Raw genomic sequence first — 21,507 nt, forward strand, 5'->3', positions numbered from 1 at the left:
TCAGCTCCCCCTATAGGTGGAATAGCCGTACGGCGAGATCAGCAATGGTACATGATAATGCACCGCCTCCGCCATGCCGAAGCGGATCGGCACGCTGTCGAGGAAGGCAGGCGCGGGCAGCTTCGTGCCCTGGCCGCGCAGATAGTCGCCAGCCGCGAACACCAATTCGTACTCGCCAGTGCGGAAGTCGGCGCCGGCCAGCAGCGGCGCGTCGCAGCGGCCGTCGGCATTGGTGACGACCGTCTTCAGAAGCGTGCGGGCGGAACCCTCCAGATGGTAGAGTGCGACCGACAATCCCGCCGCCGGCCTGCCGGTCGCGGTATCCAGGACATGGGTCGTCAGACGCCCGCCATCGGCTTTCGACGTTTCTGCCATTGGCCGCCTCCCATTTTCCAATACGAACAAATTGGCCGGTACAATCGAGCACTAACGATGAATTGTGCGCCAATTAAAGGCGATGCATAAGTCCCGGTCGAGCGGAGTGCGACAAAAACACTTTCAAAAATTTTGAGGGGAATGCGAGAAGCACCCTTTCGATATCCTGATCATACTTCCGGTGAAGCCGGGCGCGGAGGGACGATGCGTTACACCAGGGACATGCGTGGCTACGGGGCCAATCCGCCGGATCCGAAATGGCCTGGCGGCGCGCATGTCGCCGTGCAGTTCGTCGTCAACTACGAAGAGGGCGGCGAGAACTGCGTGCTCCACGGCGACAAGGCTTCGGAAGCCTTCCTGTCGGAAATCGTCGGTGCGGCGCCCTGGGTGGGCCAGCGCCACTGGAACATGGAATCAATCTACGAATATGGGGCGCGGGCCGGCTTCTGGCGGCTGCTGCGCCTGTTCAGCGAAGAGCAAGTGCCTGTGACCTGCTATGGCGTCGCCACTGCGCTCGCGCGCTCGCCCGACCAGGTCACGGCCATGCAGGAAGCCGGCTGGGAAATCGCCTCGCACGGGCTGAAATGGATCGATTACCGCGACCACGACGCCGAGGACGAGCGCCGCGACCTCGAAGCGGCGATCAAGCTGCACTACGAGGTGACCGGCCAGCGCCCGACCGGCTGGTACACGGGCCGCACATCGGTCAACACGGTGCGGCTGGTGGCCGAAGAAGGCGGCTTCGACTACGTCTCGGACACCTATGACGACGAACTGCCTTACTGGTTCGAGCATGCGGACGGCGCGCAGCTCATCATCCCCTACACGCTCGACGCCAACGACATGCGCTTTGCCACGCCGCAGGGTTTCAACTCGGGCGACCAGTTCTTTGCCTACCTCAGGGATAGTTTCGACACGCTCTATGCCGAGGGCAAGGCAGGCAGGCCGCGCATGATGAACATCGGCCTGCACTGCCGCCTCGTCGGACGGCCGGGCCGGGTGGCGGCGCTGAAACGCTTCGTCGATTATGTCAAATCTCACGACAAGGTCTGGCTGGCGCGGCGCATCGACATCGCCAAGCACTGGCAGGAAAATCACCCCTATCAACCGGCCGCTCTGCGCCCGTCGAAGATGGAATTCGAGACGTTCGTTCACACCTTCGGCGGCGTGTTCGAGCATTCGCCCTGGATTGCCGAACGGGCCTACGAGCTGGAGCTCGGCCCGGCGCACGACACAGCCGGCGGCCTGCACAATGCGCTCTGCCGTATCTTCCGTTCCGCTAGCGAAACCGAGCGGCTCGGCGTGCTCAACGCCCATCCCGACCTCGCCGGCAAGCTGGCCAAAGCCAGGCGGCTGACGACGGAATCGACCAGGGAACAGGCTTCCGCCGGTCTCGACGCGCTGACCGACAAGGAGCGTGAATTGTTCTCCAAGCTCAACGCCGCCTACGTCACCACCTTCGGCTTCCCCTTCATCATCGCGGTGAAAGGCAAGACAAAGGAGGAAATCCTCGCCGAATTCGAAGCCCGCATCGGCAACGGCCGCGGCGTCGAATTCGAAACCGCCTGCAAGCAGGTCGAGCGCATCGCGCTGCTCCGCCTCAAGGACATGCTTCCACAATAGGTTTGAACCATGGATACGATCAGGATGCCCGAGCGCACCTATTATGCCCCACAGGGCGGCCATTCCGGCCAGAACGAACTTCTGACCGGACGCGCCGTCTTCACCGAGGCCTATGCCGTCATTCCCAAGGGCGTGATGCAGGACATCGTCACCAGCGCCTTGCCGTTCTGGGACAAGACCCGCGTCTGGATCCTGTCGCGGCCGCTGTCCGGCTTCGCCGAGACGTTTTCGCAATACATCGTCGAGGTCGCGCCCGGCGGCGGCAGCGACCGGCCCGAGCCCGATGCCGGCGCCGAGGGCGCCCTGTTCGTGGTCGAGGGCGAATTGACGGTTCTGCTCGACGGCAAGAAGCATAGCTTGAGCCCCGGCGGCTTTGCTTTCCTGCCGCCTGCCAGCGGCTGGACAGTCCGCAACGAAAGCAAGGCGGCGGCCCGCTTCCACTGGATACGCAAGGCATATGAGGCGGTCGACGGTCTCGAGATTCCCAAGGCCTTCTTCGCCAACGAACAGGAGATCGCGCCGACGCCGATGCCGGGCACCGAAGGCCGCTGGGCAACGACGCGGTTCGTCGATCCCGCCGATCTGCGCCACGACATGCACATGACCATCGTCACGCTCGAGCCCGGCGCGGTCATTCCTTTCGCCGAGACACATGTCATGGAACACGGGCTCTATGTGCTCGAAGGCAAGGCGGTCTACCGGCTCAACCAGGATTGGGTGGAGGTCGAGGCCGGCGACTATATGTGGCTGCGCGCCTTCTGCCCGCAGGCCTGCTATGCCGGCGGCCCCGGCAAATTCCGCTATCTGCTCTACAAGGATGTCAACCGCCACGCCAAGCTCGGCGGGGCTGGCATCGCGAAGCGGACGTCATGACCCGCATCGTCGCGCGGCCGCTGACGCGTGAGGCCTTTGCCGAATTCGGCGACGTCATCGACATGGGCGGCGACAATCACTATCCGATCAATGGCGGCAAGGCCGAGCGCTATCACGATCTCGCCACCGCTGAAGCTGCAGGACCTAACGCCCGCGTGCTGATTTCCATGGTACGCGGCACGCCTTACGAGATGCCGCTGAAGCTGACCATGGTGGAGCGCCACCCCTTGGGCAGCCAAGCGTTCATCCCGCTGTCGCCACGTCCGTTCCTGGTCGTCGTCTGCCATGACGGCAAGGAGGGGCCGGGCGAGCCGCATGCCTTCATCACCGCACCGGGGCAAGGCATCAACTATTCCCGCAATCTCTGGCACGGCGTGCTGACGCCCATCGGAGAGCCTCAGGACTTTTTGATCGTCGACCGTGGCGGCGACGGAGCCAATCTCGAGGAATTCCATTTCTCGCACGCCTACGAGATCCATCTCCCCGACGAGAGCTTGTGATGACCGACATTTCGCTGATCGACCGCCTGCTCGACGTGATCGAGCACGACATCGTGCCGAAGACGGCAGAAGGCGTCGCGCACGGCAACAAGCTGTTCGGCGCGGCGATCCTGCGCAAGGGCGACCGGTCGCTGGTGCTGGCCGAGACCAACAACGAGATGGAAAACCCGCTCTGGCATGGCGAGGTGCATTGCCTGAAGCGCTTTTACGAAATGCCCAAGGCCGAACGTGTCGACACGAAAGATGCCATCTTCATCGCCACGCATGAACCCTGTTCGCTCTGCCTGTCGGCGATCACCTGGACCGGCTTCGACAATTTCTACTATTTGTTCAGCCACGAGGATTCGCGCGACAGTTTCGCCATCCCGCATGACCTCAAAATCCTGAAAGAGGTCTTCACCCTTGATCCCGGCGGCTACAATGCCGAGAACGCCTATTGGAAAAGTTTTTCGATCCGCAGGCTGGTGAGAGCGCTGCCCGAGGTCGAGCGCCAGCGGCTGGAGGAGCGGATCGGCAGGATTTCCGGACGCTATGACGAGCTGTCCGGCGCCTATCAGGCCAACAAGGCCGAAAACGACATTCCGCTGAATTGATGGTATGAAACAGGTAGCGGCACAGGTCGCATATTTCGCTGCTCCAGTCGCGAATGACGATTGAAAGTTCTCGTGCCGCGGAGCGTTATGCCTGCCATGAAAACCATCACCGAATTTCCCCGCAAGGTCGTCGAATTTCCCGACATGGGTATCGTCATGCCCGATGGCTGCCGGCTGTCGGCGCGGGTGTGGATGCCGGAGGATGCGGGCAACGATCCAGTACCTGTCATCCTCGAGCACCTGCCTTACCGCAAGCGCGACGGCACGATCTTTCGCGATCAGCTTACCCATCCCTATTTCGCCGGCCACGGCTACGCCTCGATCCGCGTCGACATGCGCGGCAATGGTGATTCCGAAGGGCTGATGGACGACGAATATTCCGAGCAGGAACTGCAGGACGCCTGCGATGTCATTGCCTGGGCGGCGGCGCAGCCCTGGTGCAATGGCAATGTCGGCATGATGGGCATTTCCTGGGGTGGCTTCAATTGCCTGCAGGTGGCGGCCAAACAGCCGCCGGCGCTCAAGGCGGTGATCAGCCTGTGCTCGACCGTCGACCGCTATGCCGACGACATCCACTACAAGGGCGGCTGCCTGCTGCTCGAGAATTTCGGCTGGGCCTCGACCATGCTGTCCTATTCGTCGCGGCCACCGGATCCGCTGATTGCCGGCGACGACAAATGGCGCGATCTGTGGCTGAAACGGCTGGAGAACCAGTCGTTCCTTTTGCCGCTGTGGCTCAGCCACCAGCATCGCGACGCCTATTGGAAGCGCGGTTCGATCTGCGAGGATTTTTCCGCTGTTCATGCCGCGGTGCTGTCGATCGGCGGCTGGCACGACGGCTACCGCAACACGATCTCGCACCTCGTCAGCAACATCGAGGCACCGGTCAAGGGCATCGTCGGACCGTGGATCCACAAATACCCGCACTATGCCGAACCCAAGCCCGCCATCGGCTTCCTGCAGGAAGCGCTGCGCTGGTGGGACCACTGGCTGAAGGGCGCCGAGACCGGCGTCGAGGCCGATCCCGACTACCGTGCCTATGTGATGGACAGCGTGCGTCCCGCACGCTGGCATCCGGAGCGGCCCGGCCGCTGGATAGCCGAGCAGGAATGGCCGTCGTCCAACATAGCGGTTGAAGCGATCGAACTCATTTCCCCTGATGCAGGGCCTTCAATCGTCGTTTCGCCGCAGACCTGCGGGCTTGCCGGCGGCGAATACTTTCCGTTCACCTTCGGGCCGGAATTGCCGGGTGATCAGCGCCCCGACGATGGGCTGTCGGCGTGTTTCGACCAGCCTGAGCTCACCAAGCCGATCGAGATCGTCGGCGCGCCGGAGCTTGAGGTCCTGCTTGCCTCCGATCGGCCCCAGGCCAACATCGCGGTCCGGCTTTGCGACGTGCATCCCGACGGCGCCTCGGAACTTATCTCCTATGGCGTGCTCAATCTGACGCACCGCAACTCGCATGAATTCCCCGAAGCACTGGTCCCCGGGGAGACGGTTTCGGCGCGTGTCGTGCTCGATCAATGCGCCTACCGCGTGCCGGCCGGCCACCGTCTGCGCGTCGCTGTTTCCACCGCCTACTGGCCAATGATCTGGCCTTCGCCGGAACCGGCACGACTGACCTTGTCGGACGCCACGCTATCAGTGCCCTTGCGCCTGCTGGCAACAGGCGACGAAGCCGTTTTCGCCGAGCCGGAAGGGGCCGCGCCCTGGGCGACCGAGACGATCCGTCCCGCCAATTCCGAACGCCATGTCGACCGCGACGAAAAGACGGGAATCGCCACGCTTTCCATTGCCGATGATTTCGGCGAAGTGCGCGATCTCGACCACGGCCTGGTCAACGGCAGCATCGCCCGCGAAACCTGGACCATCCATCCTGACGATCCTCTGTCAGCCTCTGGGAAAACACACTGGACGCAGACCCTGTCGCGAAATGGATGGTCGGTCCGTACCGAGACATGGGCCCAGATGCGGTCGGACGCGCAAAACTTCATCGTCAGCGCCAGAATCGAGGCCTACGAAGGCGAAACCCTCATCTTCGAGCGCGAGTTCGACGAAAAGGTCCCGCGCGAGCTGGTTTGAGCGCTGAAATCGTTGGTCCAAATGCGACGTGCGATTTACGCCACGGCATGTCGCATTCGGTCTTGCTTACCGCTTTCCCTTGCGGTCATTATTCCCTTTAACAAGAAGCAAGAAAATCGACCGCAGAGTCGAACCAACAGAGTGAGGAACTCAAATGTCAAATGAACTGGAATTCCTTAGCCGGCGGGTTGCGTCTGGCAAGCTGAGCCGTCGTGATTTTCTCGGTCGGGCCGCAGCGCTCGGCATCGCCGCACCCTTCGCCAACGCGCTGCTTTCGAGCGCGGCGCGCGCGGCGGGTCCGGTCAAGGGCGGTACGCTGAAGGCCGGCCTGGTCGGCGGTGAATCCACCAACAGCCTCGATCCGGCGCTGATGATGACGCAGGTGCCGTTCGCTTTCGGCAAGTGCTGGGGCGAATTGATCGTCGAGCTGTCGCCGGATGGCAAGCTCGAGAACCGCATCGCTGAAGAGATCGGCTCCTCGGACGATGCGAAGACCTGGACGTTGAAGATCCGTGACGGCGTCGAATTCCACAACGGCAAGACCGTGACCGCCGAGGATGTCGCCGCCACGCTCGAGCGCCATTCGGACGAGAAGTCGAAATCCGGCGCGCTCGGCTATATGAAGGGCATCGAGACCATCAAGGCCAGCGGCAAGGAAGTGGTGCTGACGCTGAAGGAGGCTAACGCCGATCTTCCCTATTTGCTCAGCGACTATCACCTGATCGTCCAGCCCAATGGCGGCAAGGACAAGCCCGATGCCGGCATCTCGGCCGGCCCATACGTGGTCAAGACCAACGAGCCGGGCGTGCGCCATGGCGGCGAGCGCTTCGCCAATTACTGGCAGGGCGACAAGATGGGCCATGCCGACCAGATCGAGGTCATCGTCATCAACGACGCGACGGCCCGCACGGCAGCACTGCAGGGCGGCCAGGTCAACATGATCAACCGCGTCGAGCCGAAGATCGTCGACCTGATCAAGCGCGTGCCGGGCGTCACCATCCGCAACCACGCGGGCCCCGGCCACTACGTGTTCATCATGCATTGCAACACGGCGCCGTTCGACAACAACGACCTCAGGATGGCGCTGAAGCTGGCGATCGACCGCGAGGAGATGCTGACCAAGGTGCTGCGCGGGTATGGCTCGCTCGGCAACGACTTCCCGATCAACGCGTCCTATCCGCTGTTCAGCGAGATCGAGCAGCGCAAGTATGATCCCGACAAGGCCAAGTTCCACTACAAGAAATCAGGTCATGACGGCACCGTGCTGCTCAGGACCTCGGACGTCGCCTTCCCGGGCGCTGTCGATGCGTCCCAGCTCTTCCAGCAGAGCGCGGCCAAGGCCGGCATCAAGATCGAGCTCAAGCGCGAGCCCGGCGACGGCTACTGGAACGAAGTCTGGAACAAGCAGCCCTTCTGCGCTTCCTATTGGGGCGGCCGCTCGACGCAGGACCAGATGTACTCGACCGCCTATCTGTCGACCGCCGACTGGAACGACACGCGTTTCAAGCGCCCGGATTTCGACAAGATGGTGCTGGCGGCGCGTGCCGAACTCGATGAGGCCAAGCGCAAGCAGATGTACCACGACATGGCTGTCATGGTGCGCGACGAAGGCGGCCTGATCCTGCCGATGTTCAACCAGTTCATCGACGCCACCGGTGCCAAGGTCGATGGCTGGGTGGACGACCCGCATCAGGAGCTGATGAACGGCTACGCCCTGGCGAAGTGCTGGCTGCAGGCCTGAGTCCGGCTTTGCAGCGATGTCTTCACCCATCCTGAAACTAATTGCCCAGCGCATTGCGCTGGGCATCCTGCTTTTGTTGGCCATCTCGGTCCTGATCTTCGCCGGCACGCAGATCCTGCCCGGCGACGTCGCGCAAGCCATTTTGGGACAATCGGCGACACCGGAGTCGCTGGCCAATCTGCGCGAGCAGCTTGGGCTGAACGACCCGGCCTATGTCAGGTATTTCCATTGGCTCGGCGGCGTCTTGACCGGCGACCTCGGCACTGCGATGTCGAGCGGGCAGGATATCGCGACCTCGATCAAATCGCGCTTGTGGAACACACTGTTCCTCGCCTTCTGGGCGGCGATCGTGGCCGTACCGCTGGCCATCATTCTCGGACTGATCGCGGTGCGCTACCGCAATGGCTGGGTCGACAAGCTGATCTCCGGCCTGGCGCTCGCCTCGACCTCTTTCCCGGAGTTCTTCATCGGCTATGTGCTGGTCTATTTCTTCGCCGTGAAGTGGCAGATCTTTCCCGGCATCTCGACCGTCTATGAGGGCATGCCGTTCGGTGAGCGGATGCAGGCGATCGCGCTGCCGGCGACGGCGCTGACGCTTGTGGTGCTCGCCCACATGATGCGCATGACGCGAGCTGCGATCCTCAATGTCATGCAGTCGGCCTATGTCGAGACGGCGGAACTGAAAGGCCTGTCAGCGTTTAACGTCATCCGCAAGCACGCCTTCCCCAATGCCATCGCGCCGATCATCAACGTCGTCATGCTCAACCTCGCTTATCTCATCGTCGGCGTCGTCGTGGTCGAGGTGATTTTCGTCTATCCCGGCATGGGACAATATCTCGTCGATCACGTGACCAAGCGCGACGTGCCGGTGGTACAGGCCGTCGGCCTGATCTTCGCCGCCGTCTACATCAGTCTCAACATCATCGCGGACATAGCGGCGATCGTCGCCAATCCGCGCCTGCGACATCCGAAATAGGGGGCGGGCATGCTCGATATCAAACGCATCCCCATCCCCGCGTTGATCGGCATTATCCTGACGGCACTATTCGTGCTGGCGGCGATCTTCGCGCCGTGGATTTCGCCGCATGACAACGCCGAAATTGTCGGCGATGTCTGGGAGCCGATGTCGGCGGCGCATTGGCTGGGCACCGACAATCTTGGCCGCGATTTGCTGTCCCGGATGATCTATGGCGCCCGCATCACATTGTTCATCGCGGTGCTGGCCACCGCGCTGTCGTTCTCGCTCGGCGCCATCCTTGGCTTTTCGGCCGCGGTGTTCGGCGGCTGGTTCGACACGATCCTGTCGCGCCTCGTCGACCTCCTGATGTCGATCCCGACATTGATCATGGGCCTGGTGGTGCTCTCGGTGCTGCCAACCAACCTGGTGACGCTGATCCTGGTGATGGGCATTCTCGACTCGACGCGCGTCTACCGTTTGTCCCGCGCGGTCGCCGTCGACATCAACGTCATGGACTATGTCGAAGCCGCCAAGCTGCGCGGCGAGGGCAGCGTCTGGATCATCTTCCGTGAAATCCTGCCCAACGCGTTGTCGCCGCTGATCTCCGAGCTCGGCCTGCGCTTCATTTACGCGGTGCTGTTCCTGTCGACGCTTTCCTTTCTCGGCCTTGGCGTGCAGCCGCCGGACGCCGACTGGGGCGGCATGGTGAAGGAGAACAAGGACGGCATCGTGTTCGGCATAGGCGCAGCGCTCATTCCCGCGGCCGCGATCGCGGCGCTGGCGATCTCGGTCAATCTTGTCGCCGACTGGGTGCTGAACCGCACGACAAGCCTGAAGGGAGGACGCGGGTGATGGCTGACGGCAAGGCAAAGTCCACCCCTCTGCTCGACATCCGCAATTTGCGCATCGAGGCGACGGTCTATCCGCCCGGTGAGGCGCCGAAGACCATCACGCTGGTCCACGATGTCTCGCTGACACTGGAGAAGGGCAAGGTGCTTGGCCTGATCGGCGAATCCGGCGCCGGCAAGTCGACCATCGGCCTGTCCTCGATGGGTTATGGCCGCGGTGGCGTGCGCATCACCGGCGGCGAGGTGCTCCTCAACGGCCGCGACATCCTCAAGGGCGGCAAGGAGGACTTTCGCAAGCTGCGCGGCCGCGAGGTCTGCTATGTCGCGCAGTCGGCGGCCGCCGCCTTCAACCCGGCGCACAGGCTGATGGACCAGGTGGTGGAAGCCACGCTGCTGCACGGCACGGCGACGCGGGCCGAGGCCGAGAAACGCGCCGTAGCACTGTTCAAGAAGCTCAGCCTGCCCAACCCCGAAACCATCGGCGAGCGCTTTCCGCACCAGGTCTCGGGCGGCCAGCTGCAGCGTGTGATGACGGCGATGGCGCTCTGCTCGGAGCCGGACCTGATCGTCTTCGACGAGCCGACCACGGCGCTCGACGTGACGACGCAGATCGACGTGCTGGCGGCGATCAAGGACGCTATCCGCGACACCCATGTGGCGGCGCTCTACATCACGCACGACCTGGCCGTCGTCGCCCAGGTTTCGGACGAGATCATGGTGCTGCGTCACGGCCGGCTGGTCGAATGGGGCGGCACCCGCCAGATCATCAAGGAGCCGCGGCAGGAATACACCAATGCGCTGGTTTCGGTGCACGAGATCGAACATGCCGAGCAAAAACCCGGCACCACGCCGTTCCTGTCGGTCAAGAACGTGACCGCCGCCTATGGCGGCGGCCACGTCAAGGTGCTGAAGAACGTCTCGGTCGACATCTACCCCGGCCAGACGCTGGCCGTGGTTGGCGAATCCGGCTCCGGAAAGTCGACGCTGGCGCGCGCCATAACCGGACTTTTGCCGCCCGAGCAAGGCACCGTTACGTTCGACGGGCGCCCCTTGGCCAACCGGCTTGCCGACCGGCCGAAGGAAGACCTGCGCCAGCTGCAGATGATCTATCAGATGGCCGACGTGGCGATGAACCCGCGCCAGACCGTCGGAACCATCATCGGGCGGCCGCTCGAATTCTATTTCGGCATGCGCGGCAGGCAGCGCGATGCCCGCGTCGCCGAACTGCTCGACAAGATCGAAATGGGCAAGGGCTTTGTCGACCGCTACCCGGCCGAGCTTTCCGGCGGCCAGAAGCAGCGTGTCTGCATCGCCCGCTCGCTCGCGGCCAAGCCCAAGCTGATCATCTGCGATGAAGTGACATCCGCGCTTGATCCGCTGGTGGCCAATGGCATCCTCAAGCTGCTGCTCGAGCTGCAGAAGGAGGAAAACGTAGCCTATCTGTTCATCACCCACGACCTCGCGACGGTGAAGTCGATCGCCGATTCGATCGCGGTGATGTATCGCGGCGAAGTGGTGCGCTACGGTTCCAAGAGCAAGGTGCTCACACCGCCCTTCGATGCCTATACCGACCTGTTGTTGTCGTCCGTTCCGGAAATGGAGATCGGCTGGCTGGAAAAGGCGATCAAGGGGCGGCGCATGGCCAGCGCCGGGAACTAGCCAGCCAGCAGTCCGCCAGCCAAGGAGATGGCGGCCGTCATCCGCATGCAACACTGGGGCGCCACACGTCTTCGGGCGGGGCGCCGCTGGTGTGACGTTGTTTTCAACAAGGGGGTATGACATGAAGACCGAACTTGACCATCTCGCTGAACTCGCCGGCCAGGGCCGGATATCGCGTCGCGAGTTTCTTGGCCGCACGGCGGCGCTGGGTGTGTCGGCGGCACTAGCAACGACATTGGCCGGGAAAGCCTTCGCGCAGAGCCCGGTCAAGGGCGGCATCCTCAAGGCCGGCCTGCAGGGCGGTGAATCGACCAACAGCCTCGATCCGGCACTGAACCTAAGCCAGGTTACTTACAATTTCGGCAAGCAGTGGGGCGAGTTCCTTGTCCGCCTGACACCGGAAGGTGGCGTCGAGAACCGGATCGCGCAGGAGATCGGCGCCTCGGCGGACGCCAAGACCTGGACCATAAAGGTGCGCGACGGCATCGAATTCCACAATGGCAAGACCGTGACCGCGGAGGATATTGCTGCCACGCTCGAGCGCCATGCCGACGAGAAGTCGAAGTCGGGTGCGCTGGGCGTGCTGAAGAACATCAAGACGATCAAGCCGGCTGGCAAGGAAGTGGTCGTCACGCTCGGCGATGCGGATGCCGACTTCCCCTATCTGATGGCCGACTACCACCTCGTCATCCAGCCGAATGGCGGCAAGGACAACCCCAATGCCGGCATCAGCGCCGGTCCCTACAAGGTGACCGTGAACCAGCCGGGCGTACGCCATGGCGGCGAGCGCTTCGCCAATTACTGGCGCGGCGACAAGGCCGGCCACGCCGACCAGATCGAGATCGTCGTCATCAACGATGCTACGGCGCGGCTTGCCGCGTTGCAGGGGGGGCCAGGTTCACCTGATCAACAGGGTCGAGCCGAAAGTGGTCGATCTGGTCAAGCGCATCGCGGGCGTCACCATCGAGAACGTGTCGGGGCGCGGCTACTACCCGTTCAACATGTTCTGCGACACGGCTCCCTTCGATAACAACGACCTGCGTATGGCGCTGAAGCTTGCCATGGACCGCGACGAGTTGTTGGAAAAGATCCTGCGCGGCTACGGTTCGGTCGGCAACGACTTCCCGATCAACGAAGCCTATCCGCTGTTTTCCACCGACATCGAGCAACGCAAGTTCGATCCGGAAAAAGCCGCGGCCGCCTACAAGAAGTCGGGCCATAGCGGCTCCATCCTGCTGCGCACATCGGATGTCGCCTTCCCCGGCGCCGTCGATGCCGCCCAGCTCTATCAGCAGAGCGCGGCCAAGGCCGGCATCAAGATCGAGATCAAACGCGAGCCCGGCGACGGTTACTGGTCCGAAGTCTGGAACAAGCAGCCCTTCTCGCTCTCCTACTGGGGCGGGCGCCCGACGCAGGACCAGATGTATTCCACGGGCTACGTCTCGACCGCCGACTGGAACGACACGCGCTTCAAACGGCCGGAATTCGACAAGATGCTGTTCACGGCCCGTGCCGAGCTCGACCAGGCCAAACGCAAGGCGATCTACCACGACATGGCCATGCTGATGCGCGACGAAGGCGGGTTGATCGTGCCCTTCTTCAACCAGTTCATCGACGCCGCCGCCACCAACAAAATAAGCGGCTTCGTCAAGAACCCGAACGGCGAAATGATGGACGGCTACGCGCTGGGCGAATGCTGGCTGAACGCCTGACATCCGACTCATATTGAAAAGCGCCGCGTGTCCGAACGACACGCGGCGCACTCGTTTCGACAGATAATCGCATGGAGCAGCCCGTGGCGCTCAAGACCAAGCTTCTGCTGATCATCCTCGATGGCGTTCCCTACCGGAACTGGCGCCGGCTGATGGGCAATCTCGAAGGCTGGGTGCAGTCGGGCGAGGCGCGGGTGTGGAAGATGCGCTCGGTGCTGCCGTCGACCTCGGCCTGCTGCTATGCCTCGATCCACACCGGCGTGTCGCCGCAGGTGCACGGCATCCTGTCCAACGAGAACCGCTTTCGCGTCGGGCAGCCCGACATCTTCTCGGAAATCAGCAAGACCGGCGCGGTCACCCATTCCTACTGGTCCGAATTCTTCCGCTCCTACCCGTTCGACCTCGTCGAGGACATGGAGTATGACGAGCCGGACGGCCCGATCACGCATGGCCGCTTTCACACCATGACCGGCTACAATCTCAAGAACCAGATGACGCCGAGCGATGTCGACCTGTTCGCGACGCTGACCATGCTCACCCGGCGCCACGGCATCGATTATGGTGTCCTGCACACCTGCACGCTGGACTCGATGGGCCACCGTTTCGGCCATGACTGCCATGAGATGGACCATGCCTGCTACGCCATGGACGGCATGCTGGCGGCCTTCCTGCCGGGCTGGATCGAGGCCGGCTACGAGGTCATCGTCACCGCCGACCACGGCCAGACCGACCGCGGCCACCATGGCGGCCATGACGACGAGATGCAGGATTTCGCGCTGTATTATTTCGGACAGGGCGAAGGGCCGGAAGCCGATACGCTGCTCGACCAGTTGCAACTGGCGCCAACGGTTCTGAGCCGGCTTGGCGTGCCGGTGCCGGCGACGATGAAGGCGAAGGCTTTTCTCTCCTGATCGAGTGGCTGGCGCCGCCCCTCATCCGCCTGCCGGCACCTTCTCCCCGTAAACGGCGAGAAGGGATGCTCTGGCAACCGTCCCGCTCTTCGGTTAGCCTCCCAGAATTCCTTGGCGGAGGATGAACCTTTTTGGATCGATCGGCGACAGAGCAGACAGGAGCCAGGCGGCTCGACCGGCCATGACGGCGGCGGCGGAAACCGATCGCGCGCTTGTCGACCGGGTCGCGAAGGGCGACCGGGCTGCCGTGCGGCTCCTGTTCATGCGTCATCACGCGCGGGTCTACCGCTTCGTGGCGCGCCAGACGGGATCGGAAATGATGGCTGACGATATCGCGAACGAAGTGTTCCTCGAACTGTGGCGCCAGGCGCCGAGCTTCGAAGGGCGGTCCGAAGTCTCGACATGGCTGCTCGGCATCGCCCGCTTCAAGGCGCTCTCGCTGCTGCGCAAGAAGAAGGAAGACTGGATCGACGACGAGGCCGCCGCGGCGGTGCCCGACAGCGCCGACACGCCTGAGGTCGTCACCATGAAGGAGGACAAGGCCGCCGCCTTGCGCCGCCTCATCGACGCCTTGCCCGACGAGCACCGCACGGTGATCGACCTCGCCTATTATCAAGGGCAATCGGTGACCGAGATCGCACAGGTGCTCGACATCCCGGTCGCGACCGTCAAGACCCGTATGTTCTACGCCCGCAAGAAACTCGGCGAAGCCTTGAAGGCCGCCGGTTACGACAGGGGGTGGCCATGAGCGCCGCTGAAAAGATGTCGCGCCGCGACGAAATGGAAACGCTGCTGCCGTTCTACCTGAACGGTTCGCTCGAAGGGTCGGATCTGGAAGCCATCGAAGAATGGCTGGCCACCGATCCGGCGGCACTTGTCGCGCTCGGCGAGGCGGAAGCCGAATTCTCCGGCACGGCGGCAGCCAATGAGGCGATCCGCCCGCCGGCCGATGCGCTCAGCCGCTTCGCCAAGGCGCTCGACGCGGAGGCAGGGCCGGTTCGGGCGCCTGCAAGCGCATCCTGGTTGGCGCAGGCCTGGGGCCGCTTCATGGCGGTGCCGGTCGGCGTCGCCTGGGCGGCGGCCGCGGTCCTGCTGGCCTTGATCGCGGTCCAGTCTCTGGTGCAGCCTGGCGGCAAGGGCGGCAATTTCGAGATCGCCGGCGCACAAGACGATCTGGCCAAATTTCCGTTCGCGCTGGTCAAATTCAAGCCGGATGCCAGGATGGCCGATATTGCGGCCTTTCTCGACGCCAACAAGCTCAAGATCATCGGCGGGCCGACCGCCGACGGCGTCTTCAGGCTCGCCATTCCGGCGACGACAGCCGCCGACTATGAGAAACTGCGGGGCCTTATTGCCGCCCAGCCTTTCGCGGAGGCTGTGATCGAGGGAAGGAAACCTGCTGATGGCGGTTGAGGCGGACATTCGATTTGCGGCCATCCTGGCGGCGGCGATGACAATCGTCGCCGTGCCTGCGTCGGCGCAGAGCAACGAAGCCACTCCCGACCGGACGAAAATCGATTGCAGCAACGAGGCCAATGCGACCGCGGCCGACTGCGTCAAGGACGGCGGCGATAAGGGTGGGTCGGGTGTGGCCCAGGCCGGCGCCGTTTTTCTGCCCGCCTTGATCGTCGACCTCTTCCCCAACCCGGTCGCCCTTCCTGCACCGGTGCCGATACCACGACCGGAGCCCGCGACAGCCCCCGCCGGGAACCAGGCAGGCCCGCCGTCCGGTGGCCCGATCATCTCGCCGACCGATCTCATCGCCGTCCAGTCGCGACGCGCCGTGACCGGCGACTTCGTACGCGACGAGGTGCTGGTGACCGTCGATGGCGATGCCGGAGCCGTGCAGCAGATCGCCGCTTCCTTCGGCCTTGAAGTGCGCTCGCAGCGCCAGTCCCGGCTGCTCGGCACCACGCTGGTGCGTTTCGGCATTCCCGATGGCCGCCCCGTCGGCGTCGTGCTGGCGCAGCTTGCCGCCGACGGCCGCACGCAGCGCCGCGAGCCCAACCATATCTATTCGCTGCAGCAGTCGGCCGGCATCGTCAACTATGCCTTCGACCGCATCGCGCTCGACGCCAAACAGGCCAGTGGCGAGAACGTGCGTGTCGCCGTCATCGATACCGGCATCGACGATACCAATCCGGCTCTGGCCGGGGTCATCGCCGCGCAGTTCGACGCGATGCCCGACGTCCCGGTCGAAAAGCGCGACCACGGCACTTCGATCGATGGTCTGATTGCCGGCGTCGGCCCGCTGGAAGGCATGGCGCCGGGCGCGAAAATCTACCACGCGCGTGCCTTCGAGGGCGGCAAGTCAACCATGGACGTCATCCTGTCGGCGCTCGACTGGGCGGCGGACCAGAATGTCAGCATCATCAATATGAGCTTCGTCGGCCCGAAGAACGACCTGCTCGGCACCGCCTGCCGTAATGCACGGGCGCTCGGCATGGTGCTGGTCGCCGCCGCCGGCAACAACGGCCCGAAGGCGCCCTATGGCTATCCGGCCGCCTTTGACGGTGTCATCGCGGTGACGGCCACCGACGCCAGTGACGGACTGATGCCGCAGGCCAATCGCGGCGCTTATGTCTTCATCTCGGCGCCGGGCGTCGAGATGGTGGCACCGAGCGGCGCCGGCTCGGACGTGGTGACGGGTACCTCGTTTGCCGCGGCGATCGTCAGCGGCGCCATCGCCAACCTCATCCACGCCACGCCCGACCGCTCGGCCAACGACATCGAGAAGGCACTTGCAGCAACGGCGAGAGATCTCGGACCGAAGGGGCGCGACAATGATTTCGGCTACGGGCTGCTGGATCTTAAGGCGGCCGAGGCCGTGAGGGAGTAGCTTTTTTCCTTCAGGCGTCGATTTCGTCGATCTGCGGCCGATCAACCTGTCGCCAGTCGCCGGGTTCGACGGAATAGCAGAAGCAACGCGACTCCAAGACAAAGCCCGACGACAGCCAAACCGATTATTGCCAGCCATCGCATTAATACCGCCTGCTCATCGCTGCCAATAACCCGGTAAAGGCCGTTGATCTCGATCATTTCCGAGTTGGACAACCGCTTCTTGGGCAGCGTTCGATCGGTATAGAAATATTTGGTCATGGCGTTGAATTCGAGTTCACTTCCGATGAACATTTCGGTGGGGTTCAGGTCTGACGTGACATGGCCTTCATAGGTGAGTTCCTGCGTGGAACGGACATCAACAGTGTTGAAGTCGGGGGTTGTGGCGCCCGGGTGAAACCAGCCTGGCGCAAATACCGAGACCGGCCCGGAGCGGGGCAGATGCGTAATCGGCTGGTTGACGATCTCGACCACTCTCCGCTCTGCTCGCCCGGCTTCCAGATTCATTTTTTCGATGCCAGGCAACGTCCAGAAGACAGCGCCGGCCACGGTGACCAGGAACGTCACTAAGCCAAGCAGACGCACAAGATGGCCTATGGTGCGCGTCGGTTCGGCCGTGCGCCCAGCCAAGGCAGCCGGTACGCTGGCTTCGCGCCCGCGCCGGCCGAAAACCGCGTTTGGCTGATCGATTTTCATCCGGCCATGTTGGGACAAGCGCACTAATGCGGGGTTAAGAGGGCACTCTGTCTTGGGGCGACCCTACAGCATGTCGCGGCGAATAGGATTCGCCCGACCTGCTGTAAGCTTCTGATTTTATGCATGTCGTTGTCCCGGAACCGAGGACACTTCCGGGCGACATGCATTAGGCCGGCGCGCCGGCGACCGATCCCCTGACCACCAGGTCGACCGGCCAGACCTCGCCGCGCGCGCCCTCCTCCAGTCCCGATATCCGCGCCGCCAGCCGCTCGGCGATGCGCGCGCCGGCCAGCCGGATCGACGAGCGCGTCGTCGACAGCGGCACGGAAAAATTCTCCGGCTTCAGCCAGGGAAAGACGTCGTCATGGGCGATCAGCGAGATGTCGCCGGGAATGCTGAGGCCAAGGTCGCGCACCGCGCGCACGACGCCGAGCGCCATGATCAGGCTGGAGCAGGCGATCGCCGTCGGCGCGCCGTCCTGTTCAAGCAGGCGCCGGGCGGCGCGATAGCCGTTCTCCTCGGTCATGACGACGGAGCAGACATGGCGATCGTCCAATGTCAGGCCGCTTGCTGCCAGCGCCCGGCACAGGCCGCGCTCGCGATGAATGGCGAAGGTTTCCCCGTCATCGCCGTTGATCAGCGCCAGCCGCCGGTGGCCAAGCTGGACGAGCAGCCGGGCGGCCTCGTGGAAAGCGCCTTCATTGTCGATGTCGAGAAAGGGATAGTCGAAGTCCAAGCCCTCGCTGCGGCCATGGACGATGAAGGGAATGCCGAGCGTATTGACCAGCGCCACGCGCCGGTCGGCGGGCCTGGGCGAAGAGATGTAGACGGCATCGACCTGCCGGTTGGCGACGACGCGCCGGTAGGTCGTCTCCTGATCGTCGGCGTCGGTCGGGGACAGGACAAGGTCGAGTTCGTGCGAACGGGCATAGTCGCCGAGGCCGGACAGGAATTCGACGAAGTGGGGGTCGATGTCGACGGCGGCACCCGTCGGCAGCACGTAGCCGATCATTCCGGACTTGCCCGTGGCCAGCCGACGCGCGCTCGGATTGGGGCGATAGCCGTGGCGCTTGGCGGCGTCCATGACGCGCCTGCGGGTTTCCTCGTTGACTTCGGGATAGCCGTTCAGCGCCCGGCTTACCGTCGTCTGCGAAAGCGCCAGCATATGCGCGAGTTGCTTGAGGTTCACGAGAGGCCTCCCTGCCTCAAAGCGCTTTTAGATTGAATCGACCCAAACACTACCCGAGATGCGGCCACATCGCAGAGACCATATGCGTGCAGGGGGCAGCTTTGAAACAGAAATTGCTGTTGCACCGCCAAAAAAGCATGTTGCGGCGCACTTTTCGAGCGCGGACCGCTGGCAGTTAAATCGATTAGTTCGCGAGCACTCTTGACTCCTGATCGATTCAATGGCGAGATCGGCAAGGCCAAAGCGCTTTGGAAGACTCTTCGAAAGGTTGCGGTTCCCTTGCGAGTGAGTCACAGTCCTGCGGCGTCGGCGGGCGGAATGGAGGTTCCGTCCAGTATGTGTGACCCACTGGGAGGAATACCGATGAAGAAGTTGCTTTTGCTGGGCGTTGCGTCTGCCGCGTTCGCCCTGAGCGCGCCCGCGCAGGCCGAACTAAAGTTCAAGCCCGGCGAAGATCAGCACTTTCACTGGGCGAATTATGAAGACCTCAAGAAAGTCGACCTCAAGGGTGAGACCTTGTCGATCTTCGGCCCATGGCGTGGCGAGGACGAGGCGCTTGTCCGGTCGGTACTCGATTATTTCTCCGAGGCCACCGGCGCAGAGGTCAAATATTCCTCGTCCGAGAATTACGAGCAGCAGATCGTCATCGACACCCAGGCCGGCAGCCCGCCCAACATCGCCGTCCTGCCGCAGCCGGGCCTCATCCAGGACCTTGCTTCCAAGGGCGTACTGACCCCGCTCGGCGACGACGTCGCGACCTGGGTCAAGGAGAATTACGCCGCCGGCGACTCCTGGGCCAAGCTCGGCACCTATACGGGCAAGGACGGCAAGCCGGGCTTCTATGCCTTTCCCTACAAGATCGACGTGAAGGGGCTTGTCTGGTACTCGCCCGACAATTTCGAGGAAGCCGGCTACAAGGTGCCGAAGACGCAGGAAGAACTGGCCGAGCTCGAAAAGAAGATCATCGCCGATGGCGGCAAGCCCTGGTGCATCGGCCTTGGCTCGGGCGGCGCGACCGGCTGGCCGGCGACCGACTGGGTCGAGGATATCATGCTCAGGACGCAGCCGCCTGAAGTCTACGACAAGTGGGTGAAGAACGAGATCCCGTTCACCGATCCGGCAGTGGTCAACGCCATCGACATCTTCGGCAAGATCGCCACCGACGACAAGATGGTCGACGGCGGCGCCAAGGCGGTCGCGGCGACCGACTTCCGCGACAGCCCGAAGGGCCTCTTCACCGTGCCGCCGAAGTGCTACATGCACCATCAGGCATCGTTCATCCCTTCCTTCTTCCCGGAGGGCGTGAAGCTTGGCCAGGATGCGGACTTCTTCCCCTACCCGCCCTACGCCTCCAAGCCGGAACTCGGGACGCCGCTGGAAGTGGCCGGAACGCTGGTGATGATCACCAAGGATTCCAAGGCGTCGCGCGAATTCATCAAGTTCCTGCAGATGCCGCTCGCGCATGAATTGTGGATGGCGCAGAAGAGCTTCGTCACCCCCTTCAAGGGCGCCAACAAGGACGCCTATGGCAGCGATGCGTTGAAGAAGCAGGGCGAGATCCTGGTCGGCGCCACGACGGTGCGCTTCGACGGCTCCGACCTGATGCCCGGCAAGGTGGGCGCCGGCTCCTTCTGGACCGGCATGATCGACCTGGTCGGCGGCAAGTCCGCCCAGGACGTCGCCACCGACATCCAGAAGAGCTGGGACGCAATCAAGTAGGCCGCTGCGGCGCGACCTGATCCTTCCTGATCCTCCTACTGGATCCGGGCTACGGCCCGGATCCGACCGGCGGTGCATGCCGGAAGCCTTCGCGTTTCGATTGTTCCGAACAACTGAAAGTCGGCGTATCCAGTCGCCAGCATCGCCTGGCCGGTCATGCGCAGGGAGAGGGACCCATGGCGACTCAGATTTTCTCGGCAATATTCGTCATCATCATCGGCGTCGGCGGCTGCGTCGCCTATTTCTGGGGCGCCAACAAACTGCTCGACCTGATCTTCCCCTCGCGTGGAGTGTCCGGGACGGCCGCCGTCAACAATCTGCGCCGGCAGGGATTGGTGCGGCCCTGGTTGTTCGTGGGTCCGGCGCTGATCATCCTGACCATCTACCTGATCTATCCGGTGATCGCGACGCTGTGGCTGTCTTTCTTCGACCGCGGCGGCACGAGTTTCGTGGGCTCCGCCAACTATGAGTGGGCGCTGCGCGACCCGGATCTGCGAAACGCCATCCGGAACAACATCCTGTGGCTGGCGGTGGTGCCGGCGGCCTGCACCTTCCTCGGCCTGATCATCGCCGTGCTCACCGACAAGATATGGTGGGGCACGATCGCCAAGAGCCTGATCTTCCTGCCGCTGGCGATCTCCTTCGTCGGCGCCAGCGTGATCTGGAAGTTCATCTACGAATATCGTGGCGAGGGCCAGATCCAGATCGGACTGCTCAACGCCATCATCCAGTATTTCGGCGGCCAGCCGCAGGTCTGGATATCGCTGCCGCTCTGGAACAATTTCTTCCTGATGATCATCCTGATCTGGATCCAGACCGGCTTCGCCATGGTCATCCTCTCCTCGGCGCTGCGCGGCATCCCCGAAGAAACACTGGAAGCGGCGGTCATAGACGGCGCCAATCCGTTCCAGATCTTCTGGAAGATCATGGTGCCGCAGATCTGGGGCACCATCGCGGTGGTATGGACCACCATCACCATCCTGGTGCTGAAGGTGTTCGACATCGTCCTGACCATGACCAACGGTCAATGGAACAGCCAGGTGCTGGCCAATCTGATGTTCGACTGGATGTTCCGCGGCGGCGGCGATTTCGGCCGCGGCGCGACCATTGCCATCATCATCATGATCGCCGTCATTCCGATCATGATCTGGAACATCCGCCAGGCCAACAAAGAGACGGGAGGACACTGA

18 protein-coding genes and 1 pseudogene are annotated in these 21,507 nt (G+C 63.1%); 16 read left to right on the forward strand and 3 right to left on the reverse strand.

Annotated features, from left to right (window positions below):
- Window positions 1–375 carry a hydroxyisourate hydrolase gene (gene uraH / locus O7B34_RS04285; RefSeq protein WP_027142780.1) on the reverse strand — a complete coding sequence of 125 codons (375 nt, stop codon included), beginning with the start codon at window positions 373–375 and terminating at the stop codon, window positions 1–3.
- A gap of 204 nt (window positions 376–579) precedes the next feature.
- Here uraH and puuE point away from each other — a divergent pair, with 204 nt between their 5' ends.
- The 14 genes and pseudogenes from puuE (at window position 580) to O7B34_RS04355 (ending at window position 16,714) form a co-directional block, all read left to right on the forward strand.
- Window positions 580–1,998, forward strand: coding sequence for an allantoinase PuuE (gene puuE, locus O7B34_RS04290; protein ID WP_337145000.1), 1,419 nt, complete (start codon window positions 580–582; stop codon window positions 1,996–1,998).
- Between the two features lie 9 nt (window positions 1,999–2,007).
- Entirely contained in the window at window positions 2,008–2,871 is an 864-nt protein-coding gene (locus O7B34_RS04295; protein WP_337145001.1) for a bifunctional allantoicase/(S)-ureidoglycine aminohydrolase, read from the forward strand.
- Window positions 2,868–3,371 (forward strand): ureidoglycolate lyase, encoded by a 504-nt coding sequence (locus tag O7B34_RS04300; RefSeq protein WP_337142023.1) that lies wholly within the window; start codon window positions 2,868–2,870, stop codon window positions 3,369–3,371. Before O7B34_RS04295 ends, O7B34_RS04300 begins: the two co-directional genes overlap by 4 nt.
- The gene (locus O7B34_RS04305; protein WP_337145002.1) at window positions 3,371–3,964 is read left to right on the forward strand and encodes a nucleoside deaminase; all 594 of its coding nucleotides are present in this window, start codon (window positions 3,371–3,373) and stop codon (window positions 3,962–3,964) included. The genes O7B34_RS04300 and O7B34_RS04305 overlap by 1 nt, the downstream gene beginning before the upstream one ends.
- A gap of 96 nt (window positions 3,965–4,060) precedes the next feature.
- Window positions 4,061–6,046, forward strand: coding sequence for a CocE/NonD family hydrolase (locus O7B34_RS04310; protein ID WP_337145003.1), 1,986 nt, complete (start codon window positions 4,061–4,063; stop codon window positions 6,044–6,046).
- Window positions 6,047–6,200: 154 nt separating this feature from the next.
- Complete coding sequence (locus O7B34_RS04315; RefSeq protein WP_337130240.1) at window positions 6,201–7,787, forward strand: ABC transporter substrate-binding protein; 1,587 nt, start codon at window positions 6,201–6,203, stop codon at window positions 7,785–7,787.
- Window positions 7,788–7,803: 16 nt separating this feature from the next.
- On the forward strand, window positions 7,804–8,763 hold the full coding sequence (locus tag O7B34_RS04320) for an ABC transporter permease (RefSeq protein WP_015314326.1): 960 nt from the start codon (window positions 7,804–7,806) through the stop codon (window positions 8,761–8,763).
- 9 nt (window positions 8,764–8,772) lie between these two features.
- Complete coding sequence (locus tag O7B34_RS04325; RefSeq protein ID WP_027142770.1) at window positions 8,773–9,597, forward strand: ABC transporter permease; 825 nt, start codon at window positions 8,773–8,775, stop codon at window positions 9,595–9,597.
- The gene (locus O7B34_RS04330) at window positions 9,597–11,252 is read left to right on the forward strand and encodes an ABC transporter ATP-binding protein (protein WP_337145004.1); all 1,656 of its coding nucleotides are present in this window, start codon (window positions 9,597–9,599) and stop codon (window positions 11,250–11,252) included. Before O7B34_RS04325 ends, O7B34_RS04330 begins: the two co-directional genes overlap by 1 nt.
- Before the next feature lie 121 nt (window positions 11,253–11,373).
- A pseudogene (locus O7B34_RS04335) lies at window positions 11,374–12,964 on the forward strand (ABC transporter substrate-binding protein).
- Window positions 12,965–13,047: 83 nt separating this feature from the next.
- A complete protein-coding gene (locus O7B34_RS04340; protein ID WP_337145005.1) occupies window positions 13,048–13,875 on the forward strand; it encodes an alkaline phosphatase family protein in 828 nt (275 codons plus the stop codon).
- Between the two features lie 181 nt (window positions 13,876–14,056).
- Window positions 14,057–14,623 carry a sigma-70 family RNA polymerase sigma factor gene (locus tag O7B34_RS04345; RefSeq protein WP_337145006.1) on the forward strand — a complete coding sequence of 189 codons (567 nt, stop codon included), beginning with the start codon at window positions 14,057–14,059 and terminating at the stop codon, window positions 14,621–14,623.
- Window positions 14,620–15,288 (forward strand): anti-sigma factor, encoded by a 669-nt coding sequence (locus O7B34_RS04350; RefSeq protein ID WP_337145007.1) that lies wholly within the window; start codon window positions 14,620–14,622, stop codon window positions 15,286–15,288. Before O7B34_RS04345 ends, O7B34_RS04350 begins: the two co-directional genes overlap by 4 nt.
- The gene (locus tag O7B34_RS04355) at window positions 15,278–16,714 is read left to right on the forward strand and encodes a S8 family serine peptidase (protein WP_337145008.1); all 1,437 of its coding nucleotides are present in this window, start codon (window positions 15,278–15,280) and stop codon (window positions 16,712–16,714) included. Before O7B34_RS04350 ends, O7B34_RS04355 begins: the two co-directional genes overlap by 11 nt.
- A 41-nt stretch (window positions 16,715–16,755) precedes the next feature.
- Here the strand turns inward: O7B34_RS04355 and O7B34_RS04360 are convergent, their stop codons facing one another.
- Together O7B34_RS04360 and O7B34_RS04365 are read right to left on the reverse strand one after the other, a co-directional pair.
- On the reverse strand, window positions 16,756–17,409 hold the full coding sequence (locus O7B34_RS04360) for a hypothetical protein (protein WP_337145009.1): 654 nt from the start codon (window positions 17,407–17,409) through the stop codon (window positions 16,756–16,758).
- A 166-nt stretch (window positions 17,410–17,575) separates the two neighbouring features.
- Window positions 17,576–18,598, reverse strand: a complete 1,023-nt coding sequence (locus O7B34_RS04365; protein WP_337145010.1) for a LacI family DNA-binding transcriptional regulator — start codon at window positions 18,596–18,598, stop codon at window positions 17,576–17,578.
- A 363-nt stretch (window positions 18,599–18,961) separates the two neighbouring features.
- Here O7B34_RS04365 and O7B34_RS04370 point away from each other — a divergent pair, with 363 nt between their 5' ends.
- Together O7B34_RS04370 and O7B34_RS04375 are read left to right on the forward strand one after the other, a co-directional pair.
- Entirely contained in the window at window positions 18,962–20,317 is a 1,356-nt protein-coding gene (locus O7B34_RS04370; protein WP_027142762.1) for an ABC transporter substrate-binding protein, read from the forward strand.
- Window positions 20,318–20,493: 176 nt separating this feature from the next.
- A complete protein-coding gene (locus O7B34_RS04375) occupies window positions 20,494–21,507 on the forward strand; it encodes a carbohydrate ABC transporter permease (protein WP_337132268.1) in 1,014 nt (337 codons plus the stop codon).

The organism is Mesorhizobium sp. Cs1299R1N3, from assembly GCF_037179625.1.
GTDB classification, from domain to species: domain Bacteria; phylum Pseudomonadota; class Alphaproteobacteria; order Rhizobiales; family Rhizobiaceae; genus Mesorhizobium; species Mesorhizobium salmacidum.

Excerpts from the sequence above, each read along its gene's own strand:
- O7B34_RS04295 (WP_337145001.1), top strand. The coding sequence starts at position 2,008 with ATGGATACGATCAGGATGCCCGAGCGCACCTATTATGCCCCACAGGGC.
- O7B34_RS04305 (WP_337145002.1), top strand. The coding sequence starts at position 3,371 with ATGACCGACATTTCGCTGATCGACCGCCTGCTCGACGTGATCGAGCAC.
- O7B34_RS04330 (WP_337145004.1), top strand. The coding sequence starts at position 9,597 with ATGGCTGACGGCAAGGCAAAGTCCACCCCTCTGCTCGACATCCGCAAT.
- O7B34_RS04325 (WP_027142770.1), top strand. The coding sequence starts at position 8,773 with ATGCTCGATATCAAACGCATCCCCATCCCCGCGTTGATCGGCATTATC.
- puuE (WP_337145000.1), top strand. The coding sequence starts at position 580 with ATGCGTTACACCAGGGACATGCGTGGCTACGGGGCCAATCCGCCGGAT.
- O7B34_RS04310 (WP_337145003.1), top strand. The coding sequence starts at position 4,061 with ATGAAAACCATCACCGAATTTCCCCGCAAGGTCGTCGAATTTCCCGAC.
- O7B34_RS04300 (WP_337142023.1), top strand. The coding sequence starts at position 2,868 with ATGACCCGCATCGTCGCGCGGCCGCTGACGCGTGAGGCCTTTGCCGAA.
- O7B34_RS04375 (WP_337132268.1), top strand. The coding sequence starts at position 20,494 with ATGGCGACTCAGATTTTCTCGGCAATATTCGTCATCATCATCGGCGTC.
- O7B34_RS04350 (WP_337145007.1), top strand. The coding sequence starts at position 14,620 with ATGAGCGCCGCTGAAAAGATGTCGCGCCGCGACGAAATGGAAACGCTG.
- O7B34_RS04315 (WP_337130240.1), top strand. The coding sequence starts at position 6,201 with ATGTCAAATGAACTGGAATTCCTTAGCCGGCGGGTTGCGTCTGGCAAG.
- O7B34_RS04345 (WP_337145006.1), top strand. The coding sequence starts at position 14,057 with ATGACGGCGGCGGCGGAAACCGATCGCGCGCTTGTCGACCGGGTCGCG.
- O7B34_RS04360 (WP_337145009.1), bottom strand. The coding sequence starts at position 17,409 with ATGAAAATCGATCAGCCAAACGCGGTTTTCGGCCGGCGCGGGCGCGAA.
- uraH (WP_027142780.1), bottom strand. The coding sequence starts at position 375 with ATGGCAGAAACGTCGAAAGCCGATGGCGGGCGTCTGACGACCCATGTC.
- O7B34_RS04320 (WP_015314326.1), top strand. The coding sequence starts at position 7,804 with ATGTCTTCACCCATCCTGAAACTAATTGCCCAGCGCATTGCGCTGGGC.
- O7B34_RS04370 (WP_027142762.1), top strand. The coding sequence starts at position 18,962 with ATGAAGAAGTTGCTTTTGCTGGGCGTTGCGTCTGCCGCGTTCGCCCTG.
- O7B34_RS04355 (WP_337145008.1), top strand. The coding sequence starts at position 15,278 with ATGGCGGTTGAGGCGGACATTCGATTTGCGGCCATCCTGGCGGCGGCG.